Source organism: Massilia solisilvae (assembly GCF_024753215.1).
Lineage (GTDB): Bacteria > Pseudomonadota > Gammaproteobacteria > Burkholderiales > Burkholderiaceae_D > Telluria > Telluria solisilvae.
This window is the reverse complement of sequence record NZ_JANUGV010000002.1, coordinates 103,380-117,126: the sequence shown is the minus strand read 5'-3', so window position 1 is coordinate 117,126 and position 13,747 is coordinate 103,380. Positions and strand designations below refer to the sequence as shown.

General features: G+C 66.1%; 14 protein-coding genes. 7 read left to right on the top strand and 7 right to left on the bottom strand.

The window, feature by feature from the left end:
* Nucleotides 1-30: 30 nt before the first annotated feature.
* The 6 genes from NX773_RS08720 to NX773_RS08695 all read right to left on the bottom strand — a co-directional run bounded on the left by NX773_RS08720 (nucleotide 31) and on the right by NX773_RS08695 (nucleotide 8,387).
* Entirely contained in the window at nucleotides 31-3,708 is a 3,678-nt protein-coding gene (locus tag NX773_RS08720) for a transglycosylase domain-containing protein (RefSeq protein WP_370662234.1), read from the bottom strand.
* A gap of 266 nt (nucleotides 3,709-3,974) precedes the next feature.
* The gene (locus NX773_RS08715; RefSeq protein ID WP_258855962.1) at nucleotides 3,975-4,760 is read right to left on the bottom strand and encodes a competence/damage-inducible protein A; all 786 of its coding nucleotides are present in this window, start codon (nucleotides 4,758-4,760) and stop codon (nucleotides 3,975-3,977) included.
* Between the two features lie 81 nt (nucleotides 4,761-4,841).
* Nucleotides 4,842-5,648 (bottom strand): EI24 domain-containing protein, encoded by an 807-nt coding sequence (locus NX773_RS08710; RefSeq protein WP_258855961.1) that lies wholly within the window; start codon nucleotides 5,646-5,648, stop codon nucleotides 4,842-4,844.
* A complete protein-coding gene (locus NX773_RS08705) occupies nucleotides 5,645-6,643 on the bottom strand; it encodes a sterol desaturase family protein (RefSeq protein WP_258855960.1) in 999 nt (332 codons plus the stop codon). The genes NX773_RS08710 and NX773_RS08705 overlap by 4 nt, the downstream gene beginning before the upstream one ends.
* The gene (locus NX773_RS08700) at nucleotides 6,640-7,416 is read right to left on the bottom strand and encodes a polysaccharide deacetylase family protein (RefSeq protein WP_258855959.1); all 777 of its coding nucleotides are present in this window, start codon (nucleotides 7,414-7,416) and stop codon (nucleotides 6,640-6,642) included. Before NX773_RS08700 ends, NX773_RS08705 begins: the two co-directional genes overlap by 4 nt.
* Nucleotides 7,416-8,387, bottom strand: coding sequence for a YVTN family beta-propeller repeat protein (locus tag NX773_RS08695; protein ID WP_258855958.1), 972 nt, complete (start codon nucleotides 8,385-8,387; stop codon nucleotides 7,416-7,418). The genes NX773_RS08700 and NX773_RS08695 overlap by 1 nt, the downstream gene beginning before the upstream one ends.
* Nucleotides 8,388-8,564: 177 nt before the next feature.
* On the opposite strand from NX773_RS08695, the gene NX773_RS08690 reads away from it, so the two are divergent.
* From NX773_RS08690 to NX773_RS08680, 3 genes are all read left to right on the top strand, one after another.
* On the top strand, nucleotides 8,565-8,921 hold the full coding sequence (locus tag NX773_RS08690) for an FKBP-type peptidyl-prolyl cis-trans isomerase (RefSeq protein ID WP_258855957.1): 357 nt from the start codon (nucleotides 8,565-8,567) through the stop codon (nucleotides 8,919-8,921).
* Nucleotides 8,922-8,950: 29 nt separating this feature from the next.
* Nucleotides 8,951-9,133 (top strand): hypothetical protein, encoded by a 183-nt coding sequence (locus NX773_RS08685; protein ID WP_258855956.1) that lies wholly within the window; start codon nucleotides 8,951-8,953, stop codon nucleotides 9,131-9,133.
* Nucleotides 9,134-9,371: 238 nt separating this feature from the next.
* The gene (locus NX773_RS08680; RefSeq protein ID WP_258824040.1) at nucleotides 9,372-9,626 is read left to right on the top strand and encodes an acyl-CoA-binding protein; all 255 of its coding nucleotides are present in this window, start codon (nucleotides 9,372-9,374) and stop codon (nucleotides 9,624-9,626) included.
* On the opposite strand, the gene NX773_RS08675 is transcribed toward NX773_RS08680, so the two are convergent.
* Nucleotides 9,623-9,898, bottom strand: coding sequence for a polyhydroxyalkanoic acid system family protein (locus NX773_RS08675; protein WP_258855955.1), 276 nt, complete (start codon nucleotides 9,896-9,898; stop codon nucleotides 9,623-9,625). The genes NX773_RS08680 and NX773_RS08675 overlap by 4 nt on opposite strands.
* Nucleotides 9,899-10,080: 182 nt before the next feature.
* Here NX773_RS08675 and NX773_RS08670 point away from each other — a divergent pair, with 182 nt between their 5' ends.
* The 4 genes from NX773_RS08670 (at nucleotide 10,081) to NX773_RS08655 (ending at nucleotide 13,708) form a co-directional block, all read left to right on the top strand.
* Nucleotides 10,081-11,574, top strand: a complete 1,494-nt coding sequence (locus tag NX773_RS08670) for a gluzincin family metallopeptidase (protein WP_258855954.1) — start codon at nucleotides 10,081-10,083, stop codon at nucleotides 11,572-11,574.
* Nucleotides 11,571-11,852, top strand: coding sequence for a protealysin inhibitor emfourin (locus tag NX773_RS08665; RefSeq protein ID WP_258855953.1), 282 nt, complete (start codon nucleotides 11,571-11,573; stop codon nucleotides 11,850-11,852). Before NX773_RS08670 ends, NX773_RS08665 begins: the two co-directional genes overlap by 4 nt.
* A 322-nt stretch (nucleotides 11,853-12,174) precedes the next feature.
* On the top strand, nucleotides 12,175-12,498 hold the full coding sequence (gene fdxA / locus NX773_RS08660; RefSeq protein WP_258824036.1) for a ferredoxin FdxA: 324 nt from the start codon (nucleotides 12,175-12,177) through the stop codon (nucleotides 12,496-12,498).
* A 112-nt stretch (nucleotides 12,499-12,610) separates the two neighbouring features.
* Complete coding sequence (locus NX773_RS08655; RefSeq protein WP_258824035.1) at nucleotides 12,611-13,708, top strand: NAD(P)/FAD-dependent oxidoreductase; 1,098 nt, start codon at nucleotides 12,611-12,613, stop codon at nucleotides 13,706-13,708.
* Nucleotides 13,709-13,747: the final 39 nt, after the last annotated feature.

The window sequence follows — 13,747 nt, the reverse complement described above, 5'->3', positions numbered from 1 at the left end:
CGGCGCACTGGCTGCATGAGCGCGGGCTATTCAAAACAGCGGGTTCCCTTCGACCGGCTTTTCCCGCTTGGCGGGCGCTTGCTCCTCGCGCACCCTGGCCGGACGCTTGGGCGCAGGCTTGGCCGCATCGACGTCGGCCGCGCGCGGATGCGCGGCAGGTTTGGCGGCTGCGGACTCGTCACGCGCACGCGGCTTTTGCGCTGCCACCTGGTCCACCGGTTTCGCGGCCGGCGCTTTCGGCGCTTCGGCCGCCGGTGCCGCAGGCTTGGCGGTCGTGCGCGCCGTATCGGCCGCTTTTTTCGCCGCCACGGCAGCGGCCACGGATTTCTCGTCCACCTCGACCACGTTGGCCTTGGGGCCAGCAGCCGGCGCCGCCGCAGGGGCAGCCGGGGCGGCCGCTGCCTGCGCCGCAGTAGCCAGCGCGTCCGGCGCCTCGGCAGCGGCCTGCGCGGCCTCGGCCGCCTGCTGTTTGGCCGCCAGCAGCGCCGCGTGGTTCGGTTCGATCATCGGCATCAGGCTGGGGGCCAGCGTCACCAGGAGCTGCACCGGCAGCGCACTGGTGAAGTCATAGTTGGCCGACTCGGGCCCGTGCACGTAGGCGGTCATGGTGCCGAAGAAGCGCTCGCCGATGTTGAAGACGAAGGTCGCCGAACGGTTCACGTAGCGCGACTCGATCAGGCGCCCGCCCTTGGCGAACACGTCGAAGCGCTGGTCGCCGGTGCCGGTCTTGCCGCCCACGGCGATCACCTTGCCGTCGGCCTGCACGAAGGCGTTCTTCGCGCGCTTGGCCGTGCCCTCGGCCACCACGCCGCGGATGGCGTCCAGCGTGGCGCGCGCCACGTCGGCCGACAGCACACGCTCGCCCTCCACCTTGGGTGCGCGCTTGACCAGGGTCTCGTACGGGGTGGACGCGGCAAAATGCAGCGAGTCGATGCGCTCGACCGGCTTCTTGACGCCGCCGTTGACCAGGATGCCCATCAGCTCGGCCAGCGCGGCCGGCCGGTCGGCCGATGCGCCCAGCGTGGTCGCGTACGACGGCACCAGCGAATCGAAGGGGTAGCCCATCTTCTTCCACTGCGCGTGGATCTTGAGGAAGGCCTCGACCTCGATCAGGCCGGCGATGCGCTTGTCCTGCGCATGCTTGCGGTGGGTCTTGAACAGCCACGAATAGACCTCCTGGCGTTCGTTGACCGAGGCTTTCACCACCTCGTCCCAGCCCGCCTTTGGATGCGTGCGCAGGTAGTCCACCAGCCACAGTTCGAGCGGGTGCACCGACGAGACATAGCCGCGGTCGGCCAGCGACATGTTGGCCGGGTCGTAGGTCTCGTACATCCTGGCCAGCTTGTCGTCCTCGACTTCGTTCTTGGACGGCAGGTTGTCGTTGATGTAGGCGCCGAACTGGGCCAGCGTGCCGTCCGGATGGATCGAGCGGTACACGGCGGCCAGGTGGGCCGGCGTCAGGTGCAGGCCCGACAGCAGCAGGCTCTCGGCCTCGGCGAACGACTTGCCCTTGTACTTGTTCCAGAACTTGGCAAGGAAGGTCTGCCCTTCGCGGTCGGCAAAGCGCGCCAGGTATTCGGCGCGGCGCGGGTCATCGGCATCGGCCAGCAGCTGCGCCGACGAGCCGGGCAACTGGAACATGTAGTAGCGCACCACGTCGCGCATCAGGCGCACGAACACCAGGTTGGTCGAGTTCTGCAGCGCCTGGCGCACGGTCAGGATGCGGTGGTCGTCCAGCTTGCTGAAGTTGCCGAAGGTGTGCACGCCGCCGCCGGTGAAGAAGGCTTCGCCCGGGCTGCCGGAGTACTTGCGCTCGAGCGAGGCGTCGAGCATCGCGGGCAGGCCGCGGTCGGCGCCAGAGGGCAACTGGCGGAAGTAGTCCACGCCCCACTGCGACAGGTGGTCCTTGGGGTCGATGTGCACCTGGGCCAGCTCTTCGCGGCTCATCTGGCCGTAACGCTGGTGCAGCTGGTCGATGATGTCGAGGTAGGTCACCAGCGTGCGCAGCTTGGCGGTGGACCCGAGGTCGAGCTTGGCGCCCTCGTTGATGTCGAGCGGCTGGTCAAAGTTATCGGTCTGCACGCGCAGGTAGTTAACATCCTTGCCGCGCTCCATCAGCGTGAAGCTGTACACCACCTTGGACGGGTCGCCGTTGCCGAGCATGCCCTTGCCGGTCAGGCCGGCCTGTTCGGCCGCCTCGGCGCTGGAGAGCTTGCGCAGCATCGCCGTCACCGCCTTTTGCGCGTCGGCGTCGAGCGTGGTCTTGACCGACAGGTCGAGGCGGTCGAGGTTGTACAGGCGCGAGTCGCCCAGCAGCGTGGCCAGGTGATTGCGCACCGCGTTGGCGGCCTTGCGCGAGACGAAGGCGTTGGCGGCAGGCGGCGCCACGCCCGACGCGGCGGACGGCTGCAGCTTGACCGCGAGCGCGGCGTCGCGGATCTGCGGCGTGATCACGCCGGCCTGGGCCAGCACGCGCAGGTGACTGTCGGTGAGCACCTGCAGGTCTTGCGCGCCAGCGCCCAGGTAGTATGCCGGGCGGCGCTGCGCGATCATCAGCGACAGCGCTTCCTTGTAGGCCTCCACGGCTTCGGGCGTCCACTTGGGGGCGTTGAGCAGGCGGTTGACCTCGGCGAAATCGTGGCCGTACCAGACCCACATGCCATCGCCGATGCCGTTCACCTCGCCGTAGCCGACCTTGGCCGACAGCGGCACGGTGTTCAGGTATTCGAGCACGATGCGGCGCCGTGCGTCGGTGGTATCTTCGCCGCCCTGGTAGGCGCGCAGCGTGGCCGATGCCATCTGGCGCAGTTTGTCGGTCAGCGAGGAAGTGCGCCCTTCCGACGAGTGGCGGTACTTCTCGATCTGGGTGGCCAGCGTGCTGCCGCCGGCCACGCGCCCGCCGCCGCCCAGGCCCACCGAATGCAGCGTCTTGTCGAACACCGCCTTGGAAAAGCGGTCCCATTCGATCGCCGGGTTGCGCTTGGGGTAGGCCGGGTCGAGCAGCTCGCGGTTCTCGATGAACAGCAGGCTTTGCACCAGCAGCGAGGGTGCGTCGTCAAACCGCGCATAGGTGCGCTCGGGATAGCGCGCCGAGAACAGCATCTGGCCGTTGCGGTCGAGGATGTCCAGGCCCACGCGGGTCTTTTCGGGATAGGTCGCGAACAGGCCCAGGTCAGCCATCTCGACCATCTTGGGCGAGATGCGCGCCTGCGCATCGACCACGTAGTCGCGCGTCTTGAGCTTGCCCAGGTAGTCGGGCAGGTTGGCGTAGCCCAGCCGCTCGTCATACGGACTGTCGGATGGGAAGCGGATGGCGTCGCTCGGCCCCGGCTCGACCCGGTAATGGAGCTTGCCGACCAGGTCGGCAAAGAACTTCGCCTGCAGGGCCGAAGTGCGCGTCTCCTCGTACACCAGCCACGCAAACACCACGAAGATGACCATGAAGGCCAGCAGCAGGATGCGCGTGATGCGGCCCTTTTTACGCTTCTTGCCCGGTTGCGGGCTGGCGCCATCGGGCGGCGGCGCGTCGGGGCCGCCGGGAATCACCGACAACTGGGGCTTGGGAAATTTTTCCTGCGGCACTGCGCCCTGCGACATGATCGCCACCGGCACCGGGCCGGCGCTGGCGTGGACAAAGACGGCGCTGGGGCGCAGCAGGCGCGCGGCGCGCTCGACGAGAGGCCGCAAAGAACGGCGAATACTTTCCATGATGGCTCAACTGGTGTGAATCAATAACCCTGCGAACCCGTCACCGACCTGCTCGCCGTCCAGTGCTGCTGGTCTGTTCGACTGCTCGAGGGCGTCATTTGTTTCATACGGCGAAAGGCGTACTGCACAGCGACAAGTTGCCGTTCCGCTTGACACCATTCCACCACATCAACAGGTTGCGCACGAAACGCTGTTCAACAAAAACGCTGATGATGTTTAATTTTCGCAAAAAAACAACGGCTGCGTTTACCCGATGGCATTTGCACCTACAAGCGCTGGTATTCCGCGCCTACACGGTCGAGCTCGGCGCACATGGCGGCAAACGCGCGCTCGACCTGTTCGGGGTTGCCCTTGACGCCCAGTTCGATGTGACGACGCGTGGTGGCGTCGCCCACGCTGGGCAGGCTGAACACGCGTACGCCGGGGTAGCTCACCTGCAGCAGCTCCATCAGCGGCGTGAGCGCGGCCTCGGCCTGCCCGTACACCAGGAGCGCCCGCTCGGCGCGCGCCTCCTGGTGGAACAGGTGGGCGTAATGCGTGTCGAGCACCCATGCGATCATGGGCCAGGCCATGACCGGAAAACCCGGCACGAAATGGTGGTGGCCGACCGTGAAACCGGCAATGCGGTTGTACGGGTTGGGGATCAGACTGGCGCCTTCCGGAAACTCGGCCATCTTCAGGCGCTGCAGGTTGTCCGGCGCGTTCATGTCGGCCTCGCCCCCGGCTTCGCGGGCGGTCTCGCGGATGCGCTCTTCGATGTTGGCGCGGCCCTCGGGGTGCATCACCAGCGGCCGGCCCAGCGCCGCCGCCGCGCACTGGCGCGTGTGGTCGTCGGGCGTGGCGCCGATGCCGCCGCACGAAAACACAATGTCGCCGCCGGCAAAGGTGCGGCGCAGCGTGGCGGTGATGCGTTCGCGGTCGTCGCCGACGAACTCGGCCCAGGCCAGCTGCAGCCCGCGTTCGGCCAGCAGCTCCACCACCTTGGGAAAGTGCTGGTCGCGCCGCTTGCCGGACAAGATTTCGTCGCCGATGATAATGAGGCCGATTGCCATGTGCGCTCCAGAACGTAAAACAGGATAGTCAGTTTGCCATGAATCGGCCGCGCTGGCTGGCGCGGCGTCAAGGGATTAAGGTCAACCCGCGGACTCCGCCCGCAGTGCGGCCAGCGCTTCCAGACAGAAATACTGGAACCACAAGCCGGTGAAGAGGAAGATCACGATGTAGAGCCAGATAGCCAACATCGCCAGCAGCGGGAACAACACCACCGAAAGCACTGCGCCGCCGATCCAGGCGATGCCCGGCAACGCCCCGGCCAGCCCCGACAGCGTGCCGATCGCCAGCAGCTGGCCGCGGTGGCGCCGCAGCAGTTCGTGGCGCTCCTCGACGCTGGCGTGGGCAGCCAGCGCGTCATAGCCCATCACGCGCGCGGTCAGCCAGCCCCACAGCAGCGCATGCGCCGCCAGCGCCAGCGGCGGGACCGCGTACAGCGGCAGCGACACCAGCCACAGCACAATGAACACGACCATCGCGAACAGGTTCACGCCCAGGCTGCCGAGCAGGCTGCCGCCCTGCCTGGCCTCCAGGTTGGGGTATTGGCGCCGCGCCACGTGGCGCGCGATGGCCGGCATCGCCACCACGCCCATGAACAGCAGCGAGGTGACGATCATCAGCGGCAGGAGCAGCAGCATCGCCGCGATCGGCACCACCATCGCCTTGAGCATGGTCAGCCCGAGCATGGACAGGATGCTGCCGCTGGCGGCGAACCCGCCGTAGTCGGCGAACAGCGCGTGCAGCCAGTCGAGCAGCGGCTGCAGGTACATCCACAACAGGCCGCCCCACAGCACCACCGACAGCGCCAGCGGCAGCAGCGACAGCAGCAGGATGCGCCCTGAAAACTGGGAGCGCAGCGCGCGGCTCCAGGCGCGGGCGATCATGTTCATCGAACCGGCTTCCTGCGCGAGAATTCGACCATGCGCACCAGGCCAAGCCACTGCTGGCGCCAGAAGCCGCGGCCGTAGTCGCGCCCGGGGACCAGGTTGCCGACGGCATCCTGGCGCGGCAGCTGGTCGCGCACGCCGGTGGCGGCAAATTCGGGCGTGAAGCGCGCGGTCCCGAACAACATGTCCCACCACGGCAGCAGCACGCCGAAGTTGCAGCCGCCCAGCGAGTCCTTGCCCTTCGATTCGTGGCCCACGCCGATCGCATGGTGCAGGCGGTGAAAGCGCGGCGACACCAGCAGGCGCTCGCCCAGCCAGCCGAAGTGGATGCGCACGTTCGCGTGCTGCAGGCTTTGCAGCGCGCGCGACACCGACACCAGCAGCACGTACTGCGCCGGCGCCACGCCCACCGCCAGCGCGATCGCCGCCAGGTACACGTCGCGCAGCAGGTCGTCCAGCAGGTGGTTGCGGTCGTCGGTCCACAGGTTCATGTTGCGCTGGCTGTGGTGCAGGCTGTGCAGGCCCCACCACCAGCGCAGCTTGTGCTGGCCGCGGTGAAACCAGTATTCGAAGAAGTCGAGCACCACCAGGTACAGCAAAAAGCTCGCGGCCGGCGGCATGCCCGGGGTCAAGGATTCCAGGTTAAACGGGTGCACGCCCTCGAAGCGCAACAGGCCGGCCACGTGGTCCATCAGCGGGTCGAGCGTGAAGAACACGGCCATCGAGAACAGGCCGGCGCGCTTGATGATCGTGTAGATGAAGTCGTTCCAGCGGGCGCGCTTGTCGGTGATCTCGTGCACCGGGATCAAGGATTCGAGCGGGCGCAGCACGGCGAACAGCACCACCAGCTCGCACAGGCCGGCCAGGAACCACTCCACGCCTTCGAACGCGTCCTCGGTGTACTCGCCAAGGCCGGTCACGAACAGGAAGGGCTCGACCACGGCCTGGAACAGCCAGCCCTGGACGACGCCGAACCAATCGATGAAATGCTGGATCATTTATACGCCGGGTGTTGGGGTATCGTGGCGAAGCAGAAGCCCTTCTGCTCCAGCCCTTCGATCAAGGGTTCAAGGTCGGCGGGCGCCCACGGGTCCTTGCGCGACCAGATGCCAAGGTGGGCCATGAAGATATCGCCGTCCTTGAGGTTGTCGAGCGCGCGCTTGAGCAGCATGGCGTTCGGATAGGTCTCGGACGGCGTCTCGTCGCCCGAGAAGCCGGCCTTGGCCCAGCCCACGTGCGCGTAGCCGCAGGCGCGCGCCGCCGCCAGCACGTTGGGCGAGGTGTGGCCGCCCGGCGCGCGAAACAGTGGGTCGAGGTGGCGCCCGGTCAATTCGGCAAAACGCGCGTCCACCAGCTTGAGTTCGTCGCAGTACTGGCGCGCGTCCCAGGTGAGCTTGCGGCCGGCCTGCGCACCGAACTGCGGCTTGACCACCATCTTGCCGTCCGCCAGGTCGCGCTGCCAGTAAACGTGATCAAAAGTGTGGGCGCCAAAGGCATGCCCCTCGGCCGCCAGCCGCTTCCAGAACGGCGCCCAGGACGGATCGAGCGACCAGTCGCCGCGCACGGTCTTTTCGTTCGCCAGGAAAAAGGTGGCGCGGATCGCGTGCTTGCGCAATACGCCGGCGATGAACTCGGCCTGCGATTGGCTGCCCGTATCGAAGGTCAGGTAAATGGTGCCGTGGCACGCCGCCGGGCTGGCGGCGGCCAGCGCCGCGTTGGTGGATGCCAACGTCAAGAGCGCGCAGGCAACCGCACGCCGCCGCGCGCGCATCACGACCTCGGTGCGGCGTTGGCGAAGAACACGCCGTGCGGCGATCGGCCCACCGGGATCAGCTTGATCACTTTGCGCGACTGGACGTCGATCACGGCGACCTTCTTGATCCAGCGCAGCGTCGCCCACAGGGTCTTGCCGTCGTTGGTCAGTTCCATGCAGTCCGGGCCGCCCGGCACGTTGATGGTGCCCACGTTTTCCAGGGTCACGGTGTCGATGATGTTGATCGTGTTGGACACCCGGTTGGACACGAAGACGTGGCGCTTGTCGCCCAGCGAGCGGAAGTTGTGGGTGCCGTCGCCGGCCTTGATGCGCTTGACCGTCTTCTGGGTGCGCCAGTCGATCACCTCGACGTAGTCCGAACCCATGATGCCGACCAGCAGGTACTTGTTATCCGGCGTCATCACGATCCCCGCCGGCAGCTTGCCGACCGGGATGGTCCACTTGACCGTCTGCGTGTTCAGGTCGATGCCGCTGACCTGGTCGCTGCCCTGCTGGGTGACGAAGGCCATCGTGCTGTCGGCGTTGAAGGCGATGTGGCTGGGCAGGCGCGGCAGCGGGATGCGCTTGGCCAGCGCCAGGTTGGCGCCGTCGTACTTGTAGATATCCACGCGGTCCAGCCGCAGCGACGCCGACACGAACCACTTCTGGTTCGGCGAAAAGCCGATCTGGTAGGGGTCGAGCACGTCCGACAGCTTGCGCTGGATCTTGCCGGTGAGCGGATCCAGGAAGATCAGCTCGTTGCCGACCGAGCTGGCCACGATCAGCGACTTGTTGTCCGGCGTGGCCATCAGGTGGTGCGGCTCCTTGCCGACTGCAAACGTGCCCTGGTCGGCGCCGCTGGCCTGGTCCAGCAGCTGGACTGTCGCGTCGCGCGAGTTGAGGATCACCACCACGTTCGCCTGCGCCGCCGGCTGGGCCGACAGCAGACAAAAACTGGAGAGAACGAGCTTACGGAAACTGCGGAGCATAAAGATTTGTTGGCCCGAGGGAACAGAACACATATTCTACGTGGAAAATGACGGCCCGATGACTGGCATTACACAGATTCGGCGCGCCGTCGCAACACAATGAAAAGACCGGCCATGGACCCCTTGCAGGGCATGCACTACAATCGCCGTTCGAACCTCAGCAATCTAAGGAAAACCATGTCCCTGATCACCACCAATTCCGGCCTGCAATACGAAGACACCGTGGTCGGCAACGGCCCCGAAGCCCAGGCCGGCAACTTCGTCACCGTCCACTACACTGGCTGGCTGCGCAACGACGATGGCACCACCGGCGCCAAATTCGACTCGAGCAAGGACCGCAACGACCCGTTCCAGTTTCCGCTCGGCGCCGGCCATGTGATCCGCGGTTGGGACGAAGGCGTGCAGGGCATGAAGGTGGGCGGTGCGCGCCGCCTGGTCATCCCGGCCAGCCTGGGTTACGGCGCGCGCGGCGCGGGCGGCGTGATTCCGCCGAACGCAACGCTGATCTTCGACGTCGAACTGCTGGCGGTATAACGATGCGCCCGCTCCTGCGGTTGACGCTTGTGGCCGCCTTATTGCCGGCGCTGGGCGGCTGCATGGCCATGGCGGTCGGCGGCGCGGTGGTGGGCGGCGCGGTCACGGTCGCCGGCACCGCGGTCGATGCCGGGGTCGCGGTCGGCAAGGGCGCGGTCAATGTCGCCACCTACCCGTTCCGCAGCAGCGACAGCGACAACACCAAGAAGTAACACGCCGTCGTCCCGACGCAAGCCGGGACCCATGCGGACGATCCGAAATAGCACGCTCAGCATAAATCCCGGCGTTCGTCTGCATGACGCGGACAGGGGAGCGCGGCCATGGCAGTTATGCCTCGAGCATTCCTTCTAATTTCCCGTCATTTGCGCGGCCTTGCGCCCGTGTTGCGCTAAGATGGCCGCTGCTTGCCGCATCGGCAAGGTCAACAGACAAGAATACAAGGAGCATCCCATGAGTTTGCAGGAACAGTTCGCCCAGGCACAGATCGACTCGAAGAACCTGTCCGAGCGCCCCGACAACATGACCCTGCTGAAGATCTACGCGCTGTACAAGCAGGGCTCGAGCGGCGACGTGACCGGCGAACGGCCCGGCTTTACCGACATGATCGGCCGCGCCAAGTACGACGCCTGGGACCAGCTCAAGGGCATGTCGCAAGACGAGGCGATGCAGCAGTACATCGACCTGATCGAAGAGCTGAAGGGCTAAGCGAACACCTTGCGCATGCTCTCCGCCACCTTCGCCTCGATCGTCGGGGCGAACGCGCTGGCGAAGAATCCCAGCTTGATGCGCATTGCCGCGCGCTGCTCGCCCAGCGTCAGCGCGCCCTCCACGCCGCTCCTGGCAAAGCGCAGCACGTCGCCATCCCAGCGGCACGCCAGCCCGTACTCGCCGGCCAGCCGGTCGGCCACCTTCTGTGCCGCCGCCCGCGCGGCCTCATTGCTCAGACTGTGTTCCTGGACGATGTTGATGTCCGCCATCGGGCTTTCCTTCCTGTTCCATTAACCAAAAACCGCCATCATGCCAGCCGGGCGCGTCCAATGCCAGCCTCTGTCGCCGGCGCGGCCCCGAGCGCTAGCTATTGACGAGCGTCAATGCCGACTTTGCGCGGCAGCGGAGTATTTCCGTTCAAGCCACTCGACAACGACGGGAGATACTGAACATGGAACCTCGCGCCACGCCGCCGCATGATGACGCCGCCACCCAGCACGCGCAGCCCCCGGTGGGCTACGTTCCCACGCCCAGCGCCCCTTATCGCAAGCACCGCAAGACGGCCCAGCTGCTCGACGAGCCCGGCCCGCCGGTGCCGGCCGGCACGCCGCAGCCCGAGCCGCAGCAAGTGCCGTTGCCCTACGCGTTCGGCGCGCGCGTGCTGATGTGGAAGCAAGACCCGTCGGTGGCCGAAATCGGTACCCGCAAGGCCTTCCTTCCGGGCATCGTGCTGGCCGGCCCGCGCGACGCGCGCATCGTCTCCGGCGAGCCGGGCATCACCGCGGTCAGCCCGAATGCCTTCGGCGACTTCGTCACCCAGCCCGATACGCCACAATTCGACGCCGTCCATACCTTTGCCGTGGTGCGCCAGACGCTCACCATGTACCAGCGCGCCCTGTCCTCCGCCGGCGCCGAGATGCCCCTGCCCTGGCAGTGGAACAGCAGTGTGGACACCGCCCCGCTGCAGGTGTTCCCCTACGGGCTGCCGAACGTGATGAACGCCTTCTACAGCCGCGCGCAAAGCTGCCTCAAGTTCGGCGACTTCGTGCCCAGCGGGCAGTCCGAGCGCATCTACACCTGCCGCTCGTTCGACATCGTCTCGCATGAAACCGCCCACGCCGTGCTCGACGGCCTCAAGCCGCAGTGGCTGCAGGCCGACAACCCGCCCCAGACCGGCGGCCTGCACGAGTCGTTCGGCGACCTGACCGCCATTTTCCTGGCGCTGTCGCAACTGGACCAGTGCGAGGCGGTCATCGCCCAGACCAAGGCGCACCTGCACGACAAGACCTTCCTGTCCGACATCGCCGAACAGTTCGGCCTGGCGCTGGGCAGCACCACGGGGCTGCGCAACGCCGACAACGACCTTACCCTGTCCGACGCCGGCACCGAGGTGCACGCGATCTCGCAGGTGTTCACCGGCGCCGTGTACGACATCCTGGCCGACCTGTTCGCGTTCGAGCGCAACCCGGCTCTGGAGGATGACGCTGCGCTGTTGCACCGGGTGGCCGCCTACCTGCGCGGGCTGGTGCTGCGCGGCCTGATCGCCGCCCCCGACAGTGCCGCCACCTATGCCGACGTGGTCAACGAGATGCTGCGCATCGTCACCCAGGATGGCAAGCCGATCGACTACGCCAACTTCATCCGCAACCGGTTCGCGCAGCGCGAAGTGATCGAATCGCCGGTGCCGCTCACCGAGGACCACGAACCGGCCCTGCGCCTGGCGCCCAAGGTGCGCGACCTGCCAGGCGCCGTGCAGGACCGCCGCACCTGCTGCGGCACCATGAACCTGGCCGAGTACTACCACATCGAGAACGTGCTGGACGCCGAGGCCCAGGCGCTGGCGCGCTGGTGCGCCGAACACGGGCGCAATGCGCCGGCCGGCGAGCAGCCCAACGCCGATCCGGGCCCGGCGGGCGGTGGTTCGCAGACGCAGGTGCAGCCATGAAGATCCGCGCCAAAGCCTGCGGCGGCATCGCCGGCCGCACCGACAGCTACGAACTGGACACCGACCGCAGCGCCAATGGCAAATCGGTCGAGGACCTGCTGCACCGGATCGATTTTTTCGGCGCCGAACCGGCTTGCGGGGCCGGGGCCGACATCCGGCGCTGGGAAATCACGGTGGACGACGGGCCGCGCCAGCGCACGGTCACGGTATGGGAGGACGGCGCCTCGGGCGGGCCGGGGTGGCAAAGCCTGCTCGAGCACCTGCGCAATACCGTTTGACAGGTAGGGTGGGCAGGTTCTCCTGCCCACGCGTCCAACTTGGCGCGCGCTGCCTGAACGCGTGGGCAGGAAACCTGCCCACCCTACGCCCCTGGTTAATTTTTCGAAAACGCGAATCCACATCAAGGAAATCACGCAAAAAAACTGATATTTCGCCATCAATAAATCAAAGATCATCACATTTGCTTATGTGGATTGTGTATAAGACTGATTTGTGAGAACGGTCGAATTGCCCTAAAATACAGTGCTTTGCCATAGATTGATCGGCGGGCCAGCCTGGTCTTCAAGACGCCCGCGGCACCTCACCTCAGATAGGACTGTTATGACCCACGTTGTCACCGAATCGTGCATCCGCTGCCGTTACACTGACTGCGTCGATGTATGCCCGGTAGATTGTTTCCGGGAAGGCCCCAATTTCCTCGCAATTGACCCGGACGAGTGCATCGATTGCGCCGTGTGCGTTGCCGAATGCCCGGTGAACGCCATCTTTGCCGAGGAAGACGTGCCGTCGGACCAGCAGCAATTCATCAAGCTGAACGTTGAACTGGCGCGCGCGTGGCCGTCGATCACCAAAACCAAGGCGGCCCTGCCCGACGCGGAAGAGTGGAAAGACGTCAAGAACAAGCTCGACCAGCTCAAGCGCTGACCTTTGCCACCGGGTGCCGGCTGCCTGCCGCAGCCGCGCCCGTGCGCGCGCCCTGGCGCCGCCGCGCGGCCAGCGCAGCGCATCCATTTCAAAATCAACAGGAAGTAAGAGCATGACTATCAGTGCCACCCACGATGCGGGCAGCATCGCTCCCAACAGTTCGTTCGCGGGCGCCATCGACGCCGATGCCGTGATCATTGGCGCCGGCCCGGTCGGCCTGTTCCAGGTGTTCGAACTCGGCCTTCTCGAAATCAAGGCCCACGTGATCGATTCCCTGCCGGCGGTCGGCGGCCAGTGCGTCGAGCTGTACCCGGACAAGCCGATCTACGACATCCCGGCCGTGCCGGTGTGCACCGGCCAGGAACTGACCGACAACCTGCTCAAGCAGATCGAACCGTTCTCGCCGACCTTCCACCTGGGTCAGGAAGTGACCGTCGTGCAGCGCCGCGAAGACGGCCGCTTCAACGTCGAGACCTCGATCGGCACCCGCTTCATCACCAAGACCATCTTCATCGCCGCCGGCGTCGGCTCGTTCCAGGCGCGCACGATCAAGGTGGACGGCATCGAGAAATTCGAAGGCAGCCAGCTGTTCTACCGCGTCAAGGACCCGGCACTGTTCGAAGGCAAGAACCTGGTCATCTGCGGCGGCGGCGACTCGGCCCTGGACTGGACCCTGAACTTCGTCGGCAAGGCCGAGTCGGTCGTGCTGGTGCACCGCCGCGACGACTTCCGCGCAGCGCCGGCATCGGTGGCCAAGATGAAGGCCCTGTGCGACGAATACGAAATGCAGCTGATCACCGGCCAGGTAACCGGCTTTGACGAGAAGGACGGCAAGCTGACCGAAGTGAAGGTCACGGGCGCCGACGGCGTCACCCGCCGCGTGCCGCTGGACATGCTGCTGGTGTTCTTTGGTCTGTCGCCCAAGCTCGGCCCGATCGCCGAGTGGGGCCTGGACATCGAGCGCCGCCAGCTCAAGGTCATGGACACCGAAAAGTTCGAGACCAACGTGCCGGGCATCTTCGCCGTGGGTGACATCAACACCTACCCGGGCAAGAAGAAGCTGATCCTGTCGGGCTTCCACGAAGCCGCGCTGGCGGCGTTCGGCGCGGCGCCGTACATCTTCCCGGACAAGAAGATCCACATGCAGTACACGACGACCTCGCCGAAGCTGCACAAGATCCTCGGTGTCGAGACGCCGGTGTTCGACTAAGCCGTTCCGTAAGCTGTACGCCACAATGCCCCGCACCGC

Bases quoted from the DNA above. Each gene is read 5' to 3' on its own strand.
- NX773_RS08720 (WP_370662234.1), bottom strand. From the start codon at position 3,708: ATGGAAAGTATTCGCCGTTCTTTGCGGCCTCTCGTCGAGCGCGCCGCG.
- NX773_RS08715 (WP_258855962.1), bottom strand. From the start codon at position 4,760: ATGGCAATCGGCCTCATTATCATCGGCGACGAAATCTTGTCCGGCAAG.
- NX773_RS08710 (WP_258855961.1), bottom strand. From the start codon at position 5,648: ATGAACATGATCGCCCGCGCCTGGAGCCGCGCGCTGCGCTCCCAGTTT.
- NX773_RS08705 (WP_258855960.1), bottom strand. From the start codon at position 6,643: ATGATCCAGCATTTCATCGATTGGTTCGGCGTCGTCCAGGGCTGGCTG.
- NX773_RS08700 (WP_258855959.1), bottom strand. From the start codon at position 7,416: ATGCGCGCGCGGCGGCGTGCGGTTGCCTGCGCGCTCTTGACGTTGGCA.
- NX773_RS08695 (WP_258855958.1), bottom strand. From the start codon at position 8,387: ATGCTCCGCAGTTTCCGTAAGCTCGTTCTCTCCAGTTTTTGTCTGCTG.
- NX773_RS08690 (WP_258855957.1), top strand. From the start codon at position 8,565: ATGTCCCTGATCACCACCAATTCCGGCCTGCAATACGAAGACACCGTG.
- NX773_RS08680 (WP_258824040.1), top strand. From the start codon at position 9,372: ATGAGTTTGCAGGAACAGTTCGCCCAGGCACAGATCGACTCGAAGAAC.
- NX773_RS08675 (WP_258855955.1), bottom strand. From the start codon at position 9,898: ATGGCGGACATCAACATCGTCCAGGAACACAGTCTGAGCAATGAGGCC.
- NX773_RS08670 (WP_258855954.1), top strand. From the start codon at position 10,081: ATGGAACCTCGCGCCACGCCGCCGCATGATGACGCCGCCACCCAGCAC.
- NX773_RS08665 (WP_258855953.1), top strand. From the start codon at position 11,571: ATGAAGATCCGCGCCAAAGCCTGCGGCGGCATCGCCGGCCGCACCGAC.
- fdxA (WP_258824036.1), top strand. From the start codon at position 12,175: ATGACCCACGTTGTCACCGAATCGTGCATCCGCTGCCGTTACACTGAC.
- NX773_RS08655 (WP_258824035.1), top strand. From the start codon at position 12,611: ATGACTATCAGTGCCACCCACGATGCGGGCAGCATCGCTCCCAACAGT.